Origin of the sequence: Klebsiella sp. M5al (genome assembly GCF_002090195.1) — a bacterium.
Classification (GTDB): Bacteria; Pseudomonadota; Gammaproteobacteria; order Enterobacterales; family Enterobacteriaceae; genus Klebsiella; species Klebsiella grimontii.
This window is the reverse complement of record NZ_CP020657.1, coordinates 1,931,836-1,948,680: the sequence shown is the minus strand read 5'-3', so window position 1 is coordinate 1,948,680 and position 16,845 is coordinate 1,931,836. Positions and strand designations below refer to the sequence as shown.

21 protein-coding genes are annotated in these 16,845 nt (G+C 51.7%); 10 read left to right on the top strand and 11 right to left on the bottom strand.

All coding sequences use genetic code 11. From position 1 onward, the window contains the following. Nucleotides 1–161 precede the first annotated feature (161 nt). The 8 genes from BWI76_RS09245 to BWI76_RS09210 all read right to left on the bottom strand — a co-directional run bounded on the left by BWI76_RS09245 (nt 162) and on the right by BWI76_RS09210 (nt 5,383). Entirely contained in the window at nt 162–2,573 is a 2,412-nt protein-coding gene (locus BWI76_RS09245; protein ID WP_004134657.1) for a replication endonuclease, read from the bottom strand. Further along, nucleotides 2,570–3,580 (bottom strand): phosphoadenosine phosphosulfate reductase family protein, encoded by a 1,011-nt coding sequence (locus tag BWI76_RS09240; protein WP_004134659.1) that lies wholly within the window; start codon nt 3,578–3,580, stop codon nt 2,570–2,572. Before BWI76_RS09240 ends, BWI76_RS09245 begins: the two co-directional genes overlap by 4 nt. Then, a complete protein-coding gene (locus BWI76_RS09235) occupies nt 3,577–3,804 on the bottom strand; it encodes a TraR/DksA family transcriptional regulator (RefSeq protein ID WP_004134661.1) in 228 nt (75 codons plus the stop codon). The genes BWI76_RS09240 and BWI76_RS09235 overlap by 4 nt, the downstream gene beginning before the upstream one ends. After that, entirely contained in the window at nt 3,804–4,040 is a 237-nt protein-coding gene (locus BWI76_RS09230; protein ID WP_004134663.1) for a DUF2732 family protein, read from the bottom strand. The genes BWI76_RS09235 and BWI76_RS09230 overlap by 1 nt, the downstream gene beginning before the upstream one ends. A 67-nt stretch (nt 4,041–4,107) precedes the next feature. Beyond that, nucleotides 4,108–4,449 carry a DUF5347 domain-containing protein gene (locus BWI76_RS09225; protein WP_004134665.1) on the bottom strand — a complete coding sequence of 114 codons (342 nt, stop codon included), beginning with the start codon at nt 4,447–4,449 and terminating at the stop codon, nt 4,108–4,110. Next, nucleotides 4,413–4,613 (bottom strand): phage filamentation protein Fil family protein, encoded by a 201-nt coding sequence (locus tag BWI76_RS09220; protein WP_004134673.1) that lies wholly within the window; start codon nt 4,611–4,613, stop codon nt 4,413–4,415. Before BWI76_RS09220 ends, BWI76_RS09225 begins: the two co-directional genes overlap by 37 nt. A gap of 6 nt (nt 4,614–4,619) precedes the next feature. Then, entirely contained in the window at nt 4,620–5,129 is a 510-nt protein-coding gene (locus BWI76_RS09215; protein ID WP_004134675.1) for a phage regulatory CII family protein, read from the bottom strand. Nucleotides 5,130–5,161: 32 nt separating this feature from the next. Continuing rightward, nucleotides 5,162–5,383 carry a hypothetical protein gene (locus BWI76_RS09210; protein ID WP_004134678.1) on the bottom strand — a complete coding sequence of 74 codons (222 nt, stop codon included), beginning with the start codon at nt 5,381–5,383 and terminating at the stop codon, nt 5,162–5,164. Nucleotides 5,384–5,508: 125 nt separating this feature from the next. Between BWI76_RS09210 and BWI76_RS09205 the strand changes: the two genes are divergently transcribed. From BWI76_RS09205 to BWI76_RS09180, 6 genes are all read left to right on the top strand, one after another. Further along, the gene (locus BWI76_RS09205) at nt 5,509–6,069 is read left to right on the top strand and encodes a phage repressor protein CI (protein ID WP_004134680.1); all 561 of its coding nucleotides are present in this window, start codon (nt 5,509–5,511) and stop codon (nt 6,067–6,069) included. A gap of 11 nt (nt 6,070–6,080) precedes the next feature. Beyond that, nucleotides 6,081–6,665, top strand: coding sequence for a hypothetical protein (locus BWI76_RS09200; RefSeq protein WP_004134682.1), 585 nt, complete (start codon nt 6,081–6,083; stop codon nt 6,663–6,665). Between the two features lie 10 nt (nt 6,666–6,675). Continuing rightward, nucleotides 6,676–7,749, top strand: a complete 1,074-nt coding sequence (locus BWI76_RS09195; RefSeq protein ID WP_084402764.1) for an N-acetyltransferase — start codon at nt 6,676–6,678, stop codon at nt 7,747–7,749. Further along, entirely contained in the window at nt 7,727–8,098 is a 372-nt protein-coding gene (locus BWI76_RS09190) for an ASCH domain-containing protein (RefSeq protein ID WP_084402762.1), read from the top strand. Before BWI76_RS09195 ends, BWI76_RS09190 begins: the two co-directional genes overlap by 23 nt. Nucleotides 8,099–8,177: 79 nt before the next feature. Continuing rightward, a complete protein-coding gene (locus BWI76_RS28750; RefSeq protein WP_004135114.1) occupies nt 8,178–9,224 on the top strand; it encodes a tyrosine-type recombinase/integrase in 1,047 nt (348 codons plus the stop codon). 50 nt (nt 9,225–9,274) lie between these two features. Then, nucleotides 9,275–9,544, top strand: coding sequence for a hypothetical protein (locus BWI76_RS09180; RefSeq protein ID WP_084402818.1), 270 nt, complete (start codon nt 9,275–9,277; stop codon nt 9,542–9,544). 157 nt (nt 9,545–9,701) lie between these two features. Here the strand turns inward: BWI76_RS09180 and BWI76_RS09175 are convergent, their stop codons facing one another. After that, complete coding sequence (locus tag BWI76_RS09175) at nt 9,702–10,244, bottom strand: TetR/AcrR family transcriptional regulator (protein ID WP_004130826.1); 543 nt, start codon at nt 10,242–10,244, stop codon at nt 9,702–9,704. A 149-nt stretch (nt 10,245–10,393) separates the two neighbouring features. On the opposite strand from BWI76_RS09175, the gene BWI76_RS09170 reads away from it, so the two are divergent. Continuing rightward, the gene (locus BWI76_RS09170; RefSeq protein ID WP_004135117.1) at nt 10,394–11,596 is read left to right on the top strand and encodes an MFS transporter; all 1,203 of its coding nucleotides are present in this window, start codon (nt 10,394–10,396) and stop codon (nt 11,594–11,596) included. Next, complete coding sequence (locus BWI76_RS09165) at nt 11,596–12,411, top strand: Cof-type HAD-IIB family hydrolase (RefSeq protein ID WP_004135118.1); 816 nt, start codon at nt 11,596–11,598, stop codon at nt 12,409–12,411. The genes BWI76_RS09170 and BWI76_RS09165 overlap by 1 nt, the downstream gene beginning before the upstream one ends. 47 nt (nt 12,412–12,458) lie before the next feature. Here the strand turns inward: BWI76_RS09165 and BWI76_RS09160 are convergent, their stop codons facing one another. Further along, nucleotides 12,459–13,694: an MFS transporter gene (locus tag BWI76_RS09160; protein ID WP_004135119.1), complete on the bottom strand. Its 1,236-nt coding sequence runs from the start codon at nt 13,692–13,694 to the stop codon at nt 12,459–12,461. A 318-nt stretch (nt 13,695–14,012) separates the two neighbouring features. On the opposite strand from BWI76_RS09160, the gene ybjG reads away from it, so the two are divergent. Together ybjG and deoR are read left to right on the top strand one after the other, a co-directional pair. Then, the gene (gene ybjG, locus BWI76_RS09155; protein WP_004135120.1) at nt 14,013–14,606 is read left to right on the top strand and encodes an undecaprenyl-diphosphate phosphatase; all 594 of its coding nucleotides are present in this window, start codon (nt 14,013–14,015) and stop codon (nt 14,604–14,606) included. Between the two features lie 125 nt (nt 14,607–14,731). Further along, nucleotides 14,732–15,490, top strand: a complete 759-nt coding sequence (deoR, locus tag BWI76_RS09150) for a DNA-binding transcriptional repressor DeoR (protein ID WP_004135121.1) — start codon at nt 14,732–14,734, stop codon at nt 15,488–15,490. A gap of 28 nt (nt 15,491–15,518) precedes the next feature. Here the strand turns inward: deoR and dacC are convergent, their stop codons facing one another. After that, nucleotides 15,519–16,721, bottom strand: coding sequence for a serine-type D-Ala-D-Ala carboxypeptidase (gene dacC, locus BWI76_RS09145; protein WP_004135123.1), 1,203 nt, complete (start codon nt 16,719–16,721; stop codon nt 15,519–15,521). Nucleotides 16,722–16,845: the final 124 nt, after the last annotated feature.

Here is a 16,845-nt window from a genome sequence, read left to right as displayed (position 1 = left end):
AGTTCTATCCGCTGCAGTGCAAGTGATTCTATGAACAAATCGTTCATAACTCCCTCCCAATATTACTGTTTATATATACAGTACATCATATAATTTTAAAGCTGAAATACTTTTTACTCAGCTAACCCTTTGATTAATCTATAACCTCATTCCTGCATTTTTCAGTACCACTGACGCCATTTGTCATCCTCCTGTAGACGCTGGTTCCGGTAGAACAGGCGCAGCCCGGCCCCAGATGGCAGACTTCCGCCACGCAGAAGCAGATCCACCTCCGTTTCACTCGCGTCAAATCCTCTAGACCGCAGCTCCGCATCAAGCTGCAGCCGTTGGTGTTCCGTAATTTCCTGTTTGTAGCCTTTACGGCGCTTCGGTTTGACCAGCCGCAGCCTTGCTGTCAGCTCACGCAGCTCTTTTTTACTCATGTTTTCGAAGTCCGGTAGCGCTGCAGGTTCTTCGCTGCCCGGTAATTCGCCCCCTGCCTGGTACATTTTTTCAACAGGGGGACAGTTATTGCCACGAGTCCAAGGGGCGCAAGCGCCCTGGTCGGCTGTCGCCTCCTGAACGTCAACGGCCTTACGAACCATTTTCCACTTCATCGCGTGCGTGCAAATCCGGCCCTCAACAATCGGGGACCAGATGCCATAGATACGGATGCCGTGATCGCCGTAGGTGCCAGGCTCGTCGTTAAGCTCGTAGGCCGTTCTGATGAGATGATTTTTGCGGGGAACCAGCACGCCGCCCTGTTTCATGATGTAAGTGGCAAAACATCCCACATCGGCGGCGGCTAGCACGGCATCGAGCCGTGGATTTTCCAGCACCGGCACACCGGCTTTTTTGTCGCCCTGCGCTCTCGCGGCCTGCCCGGCAAGCAAACGCAGCTCGCGGTATGCCTGGCGTCCTGGAATACCGAAGAAACGGAATTGCTGAACGCGGTGAAGCGATGCCCAGGCACTGACGTGCTCGGCGCTGTCGCGTAGTGATTTACCGGTTTCTTTGCTGATCTCTTTTGCCAGTCCACGCCCGTCGATGTTCTTGCTGATGTATTTGGCGATGTAGCTGGTCGGCGTGCCTTTGCGCGGGTTGATGAGTTCAGACTTGAAGCGTGGGCCAGTATTGTTGCCCAGCTCTGCGCGGTCTTCACGAATGGCGAATTTACGCAGCAGTGCAGTAAGGGTGCGGCGGTCTTTTTTGCGCATAAAGCACAGCAGATGCCAGTGCACGGTGCCGTCGTGATGTGGCTCAGCAACGCGCACGCCATACCAGCGCAGCCCGGCTTTGTGCATGGCTTTGCGGAATGCGGCGAACGTATCGACCAGATAATCACTGCTCTGCCGGACCGTTTCGCTGGTCCACTTCGGGTTGGGCCTGCCGTTGTTGAGCGTGGCGTGGAAGCGTGACGGGCATGTGATGGTATAGAACACGGCGCAATCCCCGCGCATTTCGGCGATCAGCTCCAGGCCTTTCACGCACGCCATCATTTCATTGCGACGGTGCGCCGGGTTGCTGCTGCTGGCGTTCACCACGTCTTCCATATCCAGCGTGTCACCGTCGGCATTGACCAGCTCATGCGACTGGAAAAACTCCAGCGATTTGCGGCGCTGCTCGCGTTTGTGGATCACAGCTTCATAGCTGACATACGGGGAAGCTTTCCTGTTGACCAGGCAAACAGCGCGCAGCTGTTCTTCCCGCCACTCACAGCGCATCTGCCACAGCTTGCGATACCACCAGTCTGCACACAGCATACGCGCCAGCGAACCCGGAATAAGGTCATATGGCACCGGCTTACGACGGCGTTTCTTGCGGCGCAACTGTTCAAAGGCGGGTGGAATCACATCAAGACGCATAGCCTCAGCGGCTACCTTTTCCCATGACTGGCGGATGTGTTCTGGCTTCACGTCATCAGTCACAAACAGATCGCTGCATGCGGCATCGAGACAGAGACTCATGTGCGCCGCAACCAGCGTGGATAACCGTTTGACCTGCTCCTGATTCATTTCCGGCAGTACTAGCAGCCCCTCCAGACCTTCGTGGCTTGCCATAAACCTGAACGAGGCAGACACCTGACTTTCACGCACGCACTCAAGCCGTTCAAGACACGGCATGATGGTTTCGCGGAGATAGCGGGAATATGCCTTCGGCCTTCCCAGCCCCTGGAAGAACTTAATCCTTTCCAGCAGAGGTTTGCTTACGTGGGCGGGTTCTGCACTAACGTTAGCCAGAATGACTAAATCGGGATTAAAGCGCTGCTGCTCATGGGCCATTCTGGCGCGGCTGATGAGCTGGTCCTGTTCCATTTCACGCTGAACAGGATCGCGGGACTCATTGAAGAAATAGCGTTCCCAGACCTCATCACTCAGCGCCTCACGGCGCAGCTGCTCCTGCTCGTTGTCCGCAGCGTAGAGAGTGATCAGGTTTGAAAGCGCGGACACCGGCGCAACGTCCGCCGGGTCCAGATAGGGGTTAACTGCTTTTTTAGGCGAGGTCCATGGATATGCCCCGGTAGCATTACCTTCGCTACCAGGGGCTTCAGATACATGCGGTGCGACAGGACGGCCTGAACTGATATCCGTCACTCACAAACTCCCGCATAGACGCTACTGCACACCGCACTGTCGTTTGTGCCTGCAAGCAGATCAAATTGGGCACCACCTCGTGTGGTTAACGCCCAGTCGCGATAAGTCTCAATGCCGTAGCCATCTACGGTGATGACTTCAATACGCTTCTCGGCCCGTCGCGGATCGTGAGTCGACGGGAAGAACGTTGAATTACCACGACGAGAGCATTCAGCTACCATCCTTTCCCATTCTGCGACACGGCGAATTTCTTCTGGCCAACGCTGGAAGATTTCTGCCAGTTCGGATTTACGGGCATGGATGCAGGGCATGCATCCGACACGGCTGCAACCCTGCAGATAAAGCGGATTAGGTTTGATTCCATGACGTTTGGCTATGGCAAACACATCTTCGTGCTGCCAATTGAGGATCGGGCGATAAACATGAAGACCAGGAGTGTTATCAGCATCTTCTTCCCATTCCGGAAGCAATGCACGCGCTGGCGATTCCTGCGCCCTGACGCCCTGCCAGCTGATAACCTCGTCATATTCTTCTAATGCAGGAACAATTACCTGAGTACGGACAGGCTCATGCTTCAAATCAAATGTGCAAAAACGAGCCTTAGTTGACGGGAATCGCCCTTTCCACATGCATAAATCAAGAAAAGGATTGCCAGTTGGTTTAAGAATTTCCAGTGCGCGATGGATACGTTCTGCGGCTTCATCAGGAGACATACCGCATTCCTCAACCAAAGAAACGGGCCACTTTTCAGAAATGAATTTTCGCTTACCTTCTATCTGGCGAGTGAAATCCGCTTTCACACGGATGACCTTGCCAAGCCTGGATTCCAGATAATCCAGGTAGTCCATCGTCTGTGGATGTTCATGTCCCGTATCAGCGAAAACTGAAAGATGAGGAGCATCGTTTTCGATGGCTCGCAGCCACTGTGCAAGACTATCCTTGCCGCCTGAAATACTGATGGTGTTGATGGTGTTGGCGGCAAAGCAGCGCGGATCGATGATGTTCATACCGCGCGACCGCTGTAATGTTTGCCTTTAAGCTCAGCGATTTCCTGACACGTCACGCAACACTGCACCCCCGGAATGGCTTGTCTGCGAGCCGTTGGGATTGGCGCGTCGCAGTCGATGCAAAGAACGCGTGCCGTACCTGGCTTTCTGGTACGGGCGTTCTGGATATGGCGCTGCAGGTTTTCTTCAACGCGCTGCTGTACGAGGTCCATTGAATCTGCCATCAGTGCCAGTCTCCGCGTGATTCAGCCTCATAGCGGGCAACTTCACGGCGCAGCAACTCCGCCGCCTCTACTCCGGTCATTTCCTTCTGCAGGATGTGGATCGCCAGTGCCTCCATGCGGATGGATACGGCAAAGGCACAGCTTTTACGTTCATCAAGCCGAGTCTCGTTAAACAGTTGGAACAAACCAGCATCATCTGGTCCTGTTTTTGTGGTGCGGGTTTCACTATTTCGCATAATCAATTCTCCTGAATTTGGGCAAAAGAATGCCCGGCGGGTTTACGCCATTAATTTCTTTTTTGGGTTAACTCGGCATGGTTAGCCGTTTGGGAAATAAGCTCACCACTGCACGAAAATGATTCATTGCTTTAATCAGCTCCCGCGTTTCGTCAGTGGTCAGCTCATTGATATTGACGCTGTGACGTTCTGCCGGAATTTTTGCCATGAAGAATATGGCGGCCAGTGCCCTCTCGTTCTGTTTGTGGTTAATGTCGCGTGGATCGCGCATCTCATTAATAAACCGATCCATCTCTCGCTCAATATTCAAACCAAACACTTTTGCTCTCAGCTCCGCGATATGGTTTAGTCCATCAAGGCGTTTACCAGGACTTAGTGGAACAGTCGCCGCAGGGCCTTCAATAGCCATGGTTTCCCCTGTTTTATAGTGGACAGGTCAGCCAGAAGCGCATCCTGCGAGTGGCACGGATGCCAGCGCTTACCATCCTTCCCGATAATCCAGCCGTGGCCGCAGTGCATTGCCGGGCTTTGTTTTACGAGAAGCGACGCAAATGAGGGTTCAGTGTTCAGCATATCACCTCAGCTCAGAGCGAATGATGAACCAAGGCCCGTCATCGTATCGACAACACTTGCCATTGCAGGGTTAGCATGTAGCCGCGCCTGCAGTGAAATGGCGGTAAGCGCCATTAGACGAGTAACAGAATTGACGCTTTCGACAACCTGCCGGCGTGTGGTCGCATTCATCTGAACGCCAGATACTGCGCTGGCGGCGACACGGCCGATCTCAGCAGTGGCTTTCAGAACGTACTGAGGCATTTTCTCCCGTGCGACTTCATTGGTTGGCACACATGGCAGGCAGTGAATCTGAGCCAAGAACCCGTCAACCAGCGTTGAGTCTTCGGTGAGATCGGTCAGCAGCCAAATATCAGGTGCTGTGAGCTGATGCGGCTGCTCAGGGTTAAGCTTATTACGCAGGGTTTGAACGTTCATACCTGCACGTTCTGCCAACTTCGCCATGTTGTGGCGTATAGCGAAAGCCCGGCAAGCTTCATTGAAATAAGGATGTTTTGATATGCGATAGTCAAACATAGTCAGTTGCTCCGTGAAGTCTCAAAATGGAACTAGTTGATAGTCACGTTGCAATCAGCAAGGGCATCGACAGTCATCGCAGCAATGTTAATCATCACTTTTTCACGCTTTTTATCCTTGCGTAGGCGATGACGAAGCAACCGACCATCTGCAAGCATGTCGTTGATAGTGTCGATAGATAACCCAGTGAGTTCACTATATCTTTCAATAGTGACGTGGGGGGTAATGAGAGTAATTGAAATGTTAGGTCTCATGATGCAACATTCCTCGTTTAGCAATGATAAATCAGGATGAATACTGATCGTTTGTATTTTGTGAACACCATAAACATACGATCACATCATGAAATCGTCAAGATAAAAGTTCACCTGGAGTGACCATGAATTTGGAAAAAGGCGGCCGTGGTGCCATAGAGCGTATGGTTGAAGCTTATGGTTTTAAGACAAGACAAGCTTTGTGCGACCATTTGGGGATTTCGAAAAGTACCTTGGCAACACGCTATATGCGGGACTCTTTTCCGGCTGAATGGGTGATTCAGTGCGCCTTAGAAACTGATACCTCTCTGAACTGGCTAACCACAGGACAAGGATCGAAACAGGGTTCACATAAAGCAAACACTAAAGAACTTGAGAAGCATGTTTTGACCAATGGAGCACTATGCAAAGACGGCTCATATGTTTTTGACACAAGCTTTTTGCCAGATAATTTGAAAAAACCTGTTGTTGTGATCGACGGCACTGCAGAATTTATCTGCGATATGGATTATGGGGATGTGCGAGACGGCATGTGGATAGTCAGTATTGATGGAGAGGTTGCCCTGAGGAGTTTGACACGTCTTCCAGGTAGCAGGCTTCGCATAGATGGAGGCAATAGTTCATTCGAGTGCGCAATTGCGGATATTGAGATACTTGCAAAAGTTTTAGTTAGCTGCCTCCGATAAAAGGAATTTTTATGACAACGACGTCGGAATCAAATGATGAACTGAATCAAAATGGTGATCTTAGGGCTGTTAAGCGCCTCTATGAGCTGACTATTCGCATAAGAGACTTTGAGATAACCCAGTTATCTCAACGTAATAATTTTTTCATGATCTTTCAGGGTGTTCTTTTCGCAGGTTTAGCCACCCTATATCAGAATGATAAAGGTGAGGCATTCGTTCCTTTCATTGCATTTGTTGGCCTGATTGTATCGTTATTTCAAATAGGAATTTCTTCTGGTGCAAAATATTGGCAAGAGTATTGGGAGGAAGCAGTAAAAGAGATTGAGGAAGAATTACTCCGTGTGATGTCATTGAAGGGGCAGGAAACACGCGAGAAAGTTTACCGCATATTCAGCATTTCGATGGTAGAAGTCGATGCTAAGGTCAAAGATCGATTAAATCGCTCTAGTACAAACAGAATAATAAAATATTTAGTATCCTGTAAATTTTCAGTTAGTCGCATACCAATATACACTGCTCTAACATTTTCCTTCCTTTGGCTCTCCCTGGGTATATATAGTTTTATTGGACGTCATTTCTTGATTCTTTGGATATAAGGAATATCAAATGGAAAACTTATACTACACGCAGTTCAGCCGTATAGACTTTAACGATCCCTTCTTCGATTCACTAAACAATGATTATCCTGGATTTGCAGGATGGATTGATAAGAAAAAAAATGATCCATCAGCCTTAGCCTATGTTCTTTTTAATGAACAAAACAACATTGAAGGTTTTTTGTATCTGAAAATCGAAAATGAGAATATTACTGACGTAACCCCTCAATTACCGATGAGAAAACACCTAAAGGTGGGTACATTTAAATTTGAATCTCGTGGAACTCTACGAGGTGAGCGTTTTATCAAGAAGATATTCGATCATGCATTAGAATGCGATGCAGATGATATTTATGTAACAGTTTATCCAAAACACGCTTATCTTATCAGATTATTTAAGTCGTTTGGATTTGATATTGTTGGTTCAAAAGGTCCTGAGGATAATGCGGAAGAAGTGTTACTAAAAGAAATGCAGAACGTTCAGTTGACTGGGGATATAGTCAATGACTATCCATTCATGCATCATTCAGATAGTAATAGAAAATTCATTCTCTCGGTAGATCCTCATTACCATACAAACCTTTTTCCGGACTCCATACTCCGTACAGAATCTCCTAGCATCGTCAGCGACGTGTCACATACGAATAGCATAAGAAAAATATATATTTGTGCAATGCACGGAGTCACATCATTTAGACCTAATGACCTTGTTTTAATATATCGGACGAACAAAGGACTATCTGGTTCTGCGTATTATAATTCAGTAATCACTTCATTATGTGTGGTTAGTAATATTAGGCATATAGATGAATTTGATACAGAAGATAGTTTTATAAATTATTGTAAAAAATATAGTGTTTTTGACATTAATGATTTAAGTTATTTCTATCGTTCAAAAAAATATCCATTCATAGTTTCATTTACATATAATTTAGCTTTTCCTAAAAGACCAAACCGTGCTAAACTTATTTCTGAAGTTGGTTTGAATCCTAATGCCTACTGGGGGGTATTAGATTTATCCGACCAACAATTTGAACATATTATTAAACTTGGTGAAGTAGATGAAAGTGTTATTGTCAATTAAACCTGAATATGTTGAAAAGATTCTTGATGGAACAAAGAAGTTTGAATTCAGAAAAGGAATCTTCAAAAACCCAGATGTCAAATCTGTGGTTATTTACTCAACTATGCCAGTAGGTATGATTGTTGCTGAGTTTGATATCGCTGATGTTATAGAAGACAAGCCAAGTACCGTATGGAAAAAAACCTGTCGTTATGCTGGCATTAGCAAACAGTTTTTTGATTCGTATTTTCACAGTAAAGATAAAGCCTTTGCTATAAAAATTGGTGAGTTAAAAATTTACGATCAGCCCCGTCACCTTAGCTCATTAGGCGAAAACATCACAGCACCTCAATCTTATAGATACCTGTGATGTATGTTACTTAGAACAACATACGTTGACACTGTTTATATATACAGTAAAAATGCTCTCCATATGGAGGGCATTTTTTATGGCAGTACGAAAACTCGACTCGGGAAAATGGATTTGCGAGTGCTACCCCGCCGGACGCAGTGGGCGTCGTGTGCGTAAGCAATTCGCCACAAAAGGCGAAGCGCTGGTTTTTGAGCGTCACATGATAGATGAGGCAGATGCTAAGCCCTGGCTAGGTGAATCGGTAGACCGTCGGACTCTGAAAGACGTGGTTGAACTTTGGTTCAAACTGCACGGCAAATCTCTTACCGCTGGTGAGCATGTTTACGACAAGCTGGTCCTAATGGTCGATGCACTTGGAAACCCTCTTGCTACTGATCTCAGCTCAAAATTGTTCGCGCATTACCGTGACAAGCGCCTAACAGGTGAAATCTATTTCAGTGAGAAGTGGAGGAAAGGTGCCAGCCCGGTAACAATCAACCTCGAGCAAAGCTATCTGAGTAGCGTTTTTAGCGAGCTGGCCCGACTCGGAGAATGGGCAGCACCAAACCCGCTGGAAAACATACGCAAGTTCACCATTGCCGAGAAAGAAATGGCCTGGCTGACGCATGAACAGATTAACGAGCTTTTGTACGACTGCCAACGCCAAAGCGCCCTCCTCGCTCTGGTCGTTAAAATCTGCCTGAGTACAGGAGCACGCTGGCGGGAAGCAGTCAACCTTACGCGCTCTCAGGTCACCAAATACCGGATCACTTTCGTCAGAACCAAGGGCAAGAAGAACCGCAGTATCCCGATCAGCAAAGAGCTGTACGAGGAAATCATTGCCCTAGATGGTTTCAAGTTCTTTACAGATTGCTACTTCCAGTTTTTGTCTGTGATGGACAAAGCCTCCATTGTGCTTCCGCGTGGTCAGCTTACCCACGTCCTGCGCCATACGTTTGCAGCACACTTTATGATGTCCGGCGGGAACATCCTTGCGCTCCAGAAAATTCTGGGCCATCACGACATAAAAATGACTATGCGCTATGCCCACCTGGCACCTGATCACCTAGAAACGGCCCTACGCTTCAATCCCCTGGCAACCATGGATCAGTTACCTATTAACGCTACTCATGTACGCGCCTGATAGTTGGGGAGTAATATTAGGGCGGTATAGATTATGAGGGAAATATGATTATGAATGAGTTACAGAAACAGGGCTTAGAGCTTCGTACTAAAGCTAAAGAATTGGCACTTGCTGTTCTGGCAAAGCATCCTGATGGGCAAAAAAATGGCAAAGGAATTAAACAATCTGAAGTGTTCAAGCTTTGTGGCTTCGATTGGGGAGCAAAACCGAAGGCTACAAGCTCGAATCAGCAATATTGGGTTGTAGCGTTGTTACGTGAACTTGAAGAAGATGGATTAGTCGAACAGATCAAAGAGAGTGGACCTTGGCGTTTAAGGTAAATAACTATGAGCCAAGTGGCGACAAAGTGGCGGCAGCGGTTGGCATTACCCCGTAATCGCCACTCCTTACCACCAAACTAACTCATTGATAATATTGCAACTCGTTGTTTTCACTAACCCATTTACATAAATGGGTTTTTTGTTTTCTGCGCCCCGCTCACTCTCCCGCCAGCCGGTCTACCATCAGTCGAATCGCTTCTCTTGATAGCGGCGCTCTGTCGGTCACGAAGTGCAGCGTCATCCCCTCGATAAAGGCGTCCAGCCCGCGGGCCGTTGCCGGTTCAAACCACTGCTCAAGGGTCTGCTGGCTGCGCAGCATCCAGTTCTGCATGACCGCTTTTAAATTCGGCTGGCTGCTGCAAAAAGCATAAAGCTGATACATCAGCTCCATATTGCGCGCGGTAGTGACCTGGGCGCTAAAAATCAGCTCGGCAATGGCGTCACAGGCCTCCCGGCGATTATGCACATCGGCAAAAAACTGCTGATACTGCGCCGACATCTGGCCGGTAAACAGGCTGAACGCCTCTTCGACCAGCGCCTCAATACCGCTAAAATAGTAGGTCAGCGAACCCAACGGCACGCCCGCGCAGGTGGCGATTTTCCGGTGCGTAACCGCATGAATGCCGTGTATCGCGATCGTGTCCAGCGTCGCCTGCAAAATCCGCTCCCGACGCTGCGGGTCGTTTGGTCGACGGGCCATACTCTTTTCCTCTTTCATTTAATATGCCTCAGGCTGAATCGAATCATAGAGGTCAATAAAAAAGCATTCCTCAGCAAGCAACCTGGATGTACAAATGTACACAACCTTGCTACTGTTGTCTGCATCTCTTCACTCTCGGGCATTTACGGATGACAGCGCAAACTTCACGCAGGGCCCTTCAGCTAAGGCTGTGGGCGCTCTTCATGTTCTTTTTTATCCCCGGATTACTCATGGCGTCATGGGCCACCCGCACGCCGGCGATTCGCGATCTGCTCGCGCTATCGACGGCGGAAATGGGGATTGTATTATTTGGACTCTCAATAGGTTCAATGAGCGGCATCCTCTGCTCAGCGTGGCTGGTCAATCGATTCGGCACCCGTAAAGTGATTCGCGCCACCATGTCCTGCGCGGTGGTCGGCATGCTGGTGCTCAGCGCCGCGCTATGGTTCACGTCGGCGGTGCTGTTTGCCATTGGCTTAGCCATCTTCGGCGCCAGCTTTGGCTCCGCGGAAGTGGCGATTAACGTCGAAGGCGCCGCCGTTGAACGCGAAATGAATAAAACCGTCCTGCCAATGATGCATGGTTTCTACAGCTTCGGCACGCTCGTCGGCGCCGGGATTGGCATGGCGGTAACCGGCTTCGGCCTGCCCGCCGCGCCGCACATTCTGCTGGCGGCGCTGGTGGCTATCGCCCCCATCGCTATCGCCATTCGCGCGATTCCTGAAGGCACCGGCAAAAATGCGGCGGAAGCGGCGCGCCATGAAGGCAAAGGCCTGCCGATCTGGCGCGATGCCCAGCTGCTGCTGATTGGGGTGATCGTCCTGGCCATGGCCTTTGCCGAAGGCTCCGCTAACGACTGGCTGCCGCTGCTGATGGTGGACGGCCATGGCTTCAGCCCAACCTCCGGCTCGCTGATTTATGCAGGCTTCACCCTCGGCATGACCCTTGGCCGCTTTACCGGCGGCTGGTTTATTGACCGCTACAGCCGCGTGACGGTGGTACGCGCCAGCGCGGTAATGGGCGCGCTGGGCATTGGCCTGATTATTTTCGTCGACAACCCGTGGGTCGCCGGTCTCTCCGTATTATTATGGGGCCTCGGCGCGTCGCTGGGCTTCCCGCTGACCATTTCCGCCGCCAGCGATACCGGCCCCGATGCGCCGAAGCGCGTCAGCGTGGTGGCGATTACCGGCTACCTCGCCTTCCTCGTCGGGCCGCCGCTGCTGGGCTTTCTCGGCGAACACTTCGGCCTGCGCAGCGCCATGATGGTAGTGCTGGCACTCGTGCTGGTCGCGGCCATCGTCGCCCGCGCGGTAGCGAAGCCACAATCTGAACCCGTGATGGAGAACAGTTAATGAGCATCAAATTGATTGCGGTAGACATGGACGGCACCTTTCTGAGCGATGCCAAAACCTATAACCGTCAGCGTTTCCTCGCCCAGTATGCGCGGATGCGCGAGCAGGGCATCCGCTTCGTCGTCGCCAGCGGCAACCAGTATTACCAGCTCATCTCCTTCTTCCCTGAGGTGGCGCACGAAATCGCTTTTGTCGCCGAAAACGGCGGCTGGGTGGTCAGCGCCGGCGAGGATGTGTTTAACTGCCGGATGCCGAAGGAACATTTCAATACCGTCATCGACCATCTTCTGACGCTGACCAACATTGAAATTATCGCCTGCGGTAAGCGCAGCGCTTATACCCTCAACCGCTATAACGATGCGCTGAAAGCGGTCGCGGCGAAGTACTATCATCGCCTCGAACTGGTCGACGATTTTAATCATATTGCTGATGATGAAATTCTGAAGTTCGGTCTCAACGTGCCGGATCAGCTGATTCCGCAGATCCAGCCGAAGCTGCACGCCGCGCTTGGCGATATGGTCACCGCGGTCGCCACCGGCTACGGTAGCATTGACCTGATTATTCCCGGGGTGCATAAAGCCAACGGACTGCGCATCCTGCAGGAACGCTGGGGCATAAAGAACCATGAAGTGGTGGCGTTTGGCGATAGCGGCAACGATATCGAAATGCTGCAGCACGCCGGATTCGGTTTCGCGATGGCCAACGCCGCCGCGCCGGTGAAGGCCGTCGCCGGCTACCGTGCCCCGCACAATAACGAAGAAGGCGTGCTGCATATTATTGATAAGGTACTGAATCGCGAAGCGCCGTTCGCCTGAGGTAGCGCCTGCTGCGGCGCGTCACGTCGCAGCAGGGCATTTGAAGGTTACTGCGGTTCGTGGGCGTTGCCCACGCGTTTATCCTTCAGGAAGTAGACCGTCATCGCCAGCCAGAGCACCCCGCTCAGCAGGTTGAGCAAGCTGAAGAGCCCGCTACCGCCAAACTCATAGGCGTGCTTACTGACTTCGATACCCACGGTAAAGATCAGCATTTGCAGCATCCCCATCGCCGCCGACACCGTCCCCTTACTCATCTCGCTGGCAAACAGCGTCAGACGCACCAGTCCGGCGTTGGCGAGACCAATCCCGAAGGCGTAAACGCTCAGACCGGCGGTCATCCACAGATACGCGTGCGTCGACGCCACCGTCGCCACGGCGGAGATCAGCAGGCCGATCATAATCGGCCAGCCGCCGAGAATAATCAGCGAGCGCACCGTTTTGCGTGAAGTCTGGCGCGCCAGCACCAGGTTCCCGGCAATCAGCGCGCCAAAAATCGGCACCTGCAGCAGGCCATATTCGTAGCTGGTCGCCTGCTCGCCGCTGATGATGATCACCGGCGATTGGGCAATCCACGCCAGCAGCGGCAGGCTGACAAAACCGGTGGCCAGCGCGCCGGCGACAAAGCGCAGGTTTTTCAGCACCTCACGATAATCACGCCCCAGCTCTTTTACCGATAGCTTCTCGCCCATGCGGGTGGCGGTTTCCGGCATCGCCTTCTGTAGCCCGAAAAAGGCGATGGCGGCCAGCACGGCAAACAGGACAAACATCATCTCCCACGGCAGGAGATGAACCCAGGCCGCGCCCACCAGCGGCCCGAGCAGCGGCGCAATCAGCGCGACGTTGGCCATCAGGGCGGTGATCTTGATGCACACCGCCTCTTCAAAAGACTCCTGTATCGCCGCATAGCCGACCGCGCCGATAAAGCACAGGCTGATACCCTGCAAAAAGCGCAGCAGCGTGAACTGCTCAATAGTTTGCGCCAGCAGCGTCGCCAGGCAGGTTACGATAAACCACACTACCCCGGTCAGCATCACCGGACGACGGCCGATGCGGTCCGAAAGCGGCCCCAGCAGCCACTGCAAAAACATACCGCCGGCCAGATAGGCGGTCATTGAGGTCGGCACCCACTCGTTGCCCACGCCAAATTCTGCCACCACCGAGAGCATGCCCGGCTGGATCATGTCATTGCCGATATAGGTGGAGAACTCGTATAACACCAGGCACAACGGAAAGAGCAGCGCCTGACGTCCGAGGCGTTTGCCAGAAAGCGAATAATTCTGCATGAAATCTCTTATTTAAATAAAACCGCGCAAAGTTTAATGAAAGTCGTCTCGGGGAGATAGCGAATTGTGAGCGATGAAGCAAAATATCGCCACACGGATAGCGCATCGCCAGCAACCAATCAAAATCCAGCTGTATATATTTCGTTTATGTTTCAATTAGATTACAGGCTATATACTCCTTCAATCAGTCTGTTAACGAAGCCACGCCCGCGTTTTAATTCATAACAAACTGATAATTAAGACAATACTGCTTTATCTTATCGCCACCGTTTTTTAAGGTGGGCGGCTTGTTGCTAACGGACCCAAGAGCCTGGATGTATGCTGGAAAATATTAACTACTCGCTGTTTGCATTACTCAACGCTACCCCCGCATCGCCGTGGTGGGCGATTGAAATCGCGACGTTTATCGCCAAAGACCTGATAATTATGGTGCCATTATTGGTGTTGGCCTTATGGCTTTGGGGCCCAAACCAGCGGCAGTTAGTATTTAAGGTCATGATGGCATTAGCCATTAGCCTGACGCTTTCGTGGATATTCGGCGTATTTTTTCCGCATGACCGTCCGTTTGCCGCCGGTATTGGCTATAACTTCCTGCATCATTCGCCCAATAACTCCTTCCCGAGCAATCACGGCACGATCTGCTTTACCTTTGCGCTGGCCTTTATGTTCTGGCACCGCCTGTGGTCGGGCGCGCTGCTGTTCGCCCTTGCCTGCGCGATTGCCTGGTCCCGGGTCTATCTCGGCGTGCACTGGCCGATGGATATGCTGGGCGGGCTGCTCACCGCGATGATCGCCTGCCTTAGCGCCCAACTGCTGTGGCAAAGCGGCGGAAAAACCCTCTATCAGCATCTGCAGCGGCTGTACCGTCTGTTTTTTTCGCTGCCGATTCGCAAAGGTTGGGTGCGCGAATAGATGTTCCTGACCAGCTGGTAAAGTTGCGGTAGCGCCCAATTCCTGCGCGTGACTAAGCCTCTTCCGGCAGGTAAAATCGCCGCTGACGCCCTGTCAATGCAGGGCGCTTTCAGCTTAGAGGGAATATGGAAACTCGTCGTGACGAACGCATCAGTCAGCTTATTCAGGCACTCAAGCGCAGTGATAAACTCCATCTAAAAGAAGCGGCCACCCTGCTTGGCGTGTCAGAGATGACCATTCGTCGCGATCTCAACGGCCACAGCGGCCCGGTCGTTTTGCTGGGCGGCTATATCGTTCTGGAGCCGCGCAGCGCAACGCACTATCTGCTGAGCGATCAGAAAACACGCCTTGTGGATGAAAAACGCCGCGCAGCCCGCCATGCGGCTAAGCTGCTTGAGCCCCACCAGATGGCCTTTTTTGACTGCGGGACCACCACGCCGTGGATCATCGACGCCATCGATAGCGCCCTGCCCTTTACCGGGGTCTGCTATTCGCTCAATACCTTTCTTTCCCTGCAGGAAAAACCCCAGTGCCGCGCGATTTTGTGCGGCGGCGAGTTCCACGCCAGCAACGCCATTTTTAAACCGCTAAGCCTGCAGGATACGCTGAGCCACCTTTGCCCGGACATCGCGTTTTATTCCGCCGCGGGCGTCGATTGCGAGCAGGGCGCGACCTGTTTTAACCTGGAAGAGCTGCCGGTCAAACACTGGGCGATGAAAAGCGCGCGCTACCACGTGCTGGTCGTCGATCACAGTAAATTTGGTAAAGTTCGCCCGGCGAGGATGGGGGATTTAGCGCAGTTTGACGTGATTGCCAGCGACGTGTGTCCGGATGACGATCTGCTCGCGCTGGCGAAGGAAAAACAGATTTCACTGCTTTACTAACCGCGCCCCGCAGGGCGCGGCCTGCATTTTAAGAGAACCAACCGCCGAACCAGCCGTGCAATTTCATCAGCATGAAATCGATCATCCGGCTAAAGAAACCGCCTTCGTTTACCGCTTCCATCACAATCAGCGGCCGCTGCTCAATGGTTTTATCATTAAGCTTGAAGTCGATGGTGCCGACCACCTGCCCTTTGGTGAGCGGCGCGGTCAGCTGCGTATCATTCAGGGTGTAGCTGGCCTTGAGGTTTTTCAGCTGGCCTTTCGGCAGCGTGATGGAGCCGGCCTCGCCCGCCCCCAGCTTCGCTTCGCTGCTATCGCCAAACCAGACGCGCTGGGTAATAAAGGTGGCATCGGGTTTAATCGGCGTCACGGTTTCATAGAAACGGAAGCCCCAGGTCAGCAGTTTTTCTGATTCGTTAAAACGGATACGGTCAGTTTTGGTGCCGAGCACGACGGCAATCAGGCGCATATCGTTTTGCGTCGCGGAAGAAACCAGATTGTAGCCCGCCCCGGCGGTGGTCCCGGTTTTCACGCCGTCAGCGTTGAGATTCGTGCTCCACAGCAGACGGTTGCGGTTCGGCTGACGGATTTTGTTGAAGGTGAACTCTTTTTCTTTATGGATCGCATACTCTTCCGGCACGTCATGGATCATCGCTTTGGTGAGCAGCGCCATATCGCGGGCGGTACTAAACTGACCCGGCGCATCCAGACCGTGCACGGTCATAAAGGTGGTGTTGGTCAGGCCCATTTTCTGCGCATAGCCGTTCATCAGGCTGACAAACGCGTCCTGGCTGCCCGCCACGTAGTCGGCGATCGCGATGCTGGCGTCGTTGCCGGATTGAATGATAACGCCCTTGTTAAGATCTTCGACCGACACCTGCATTCCTGGCTTAAGGAACATCACCGATGAGCCGCGCAGCGCCGGGTTACCGGTTGCCCACGCGTCGCGCCCGATAGTCACCATATCGGTCGACTTAATCTTACCCGCCTTTAACGCCTGGCCGACAACATAGCTGGTCATGATTTTGGTCAGGCTCGCCGGATCGAGTTTTTCATCGGCATTGCCTTCGCTGAGCACTTTGCCGCTGGCATAGTCCATCAGGATCCAGGCTCGCGCGTCAATGGATGGCGCATCGGGGAGTTGTTCTGCAGCCTGCACCGCAGGCGCAACGAGAAATAAAAGCGCGCAGCCTGCCGCGAGGCCGCGAAGGGAAAAAGCATCATGCGTCATAAGAGCCACCCAAGTATCCTTTCCAAACAAAAATATGCCACTACACTCGTTCGGCGCCGCAGCAGCCGGTGAGTAAAGCGTACAAATGACCTTAAAGAAACAGCGAGTTGGTAAAGTTTTTAAA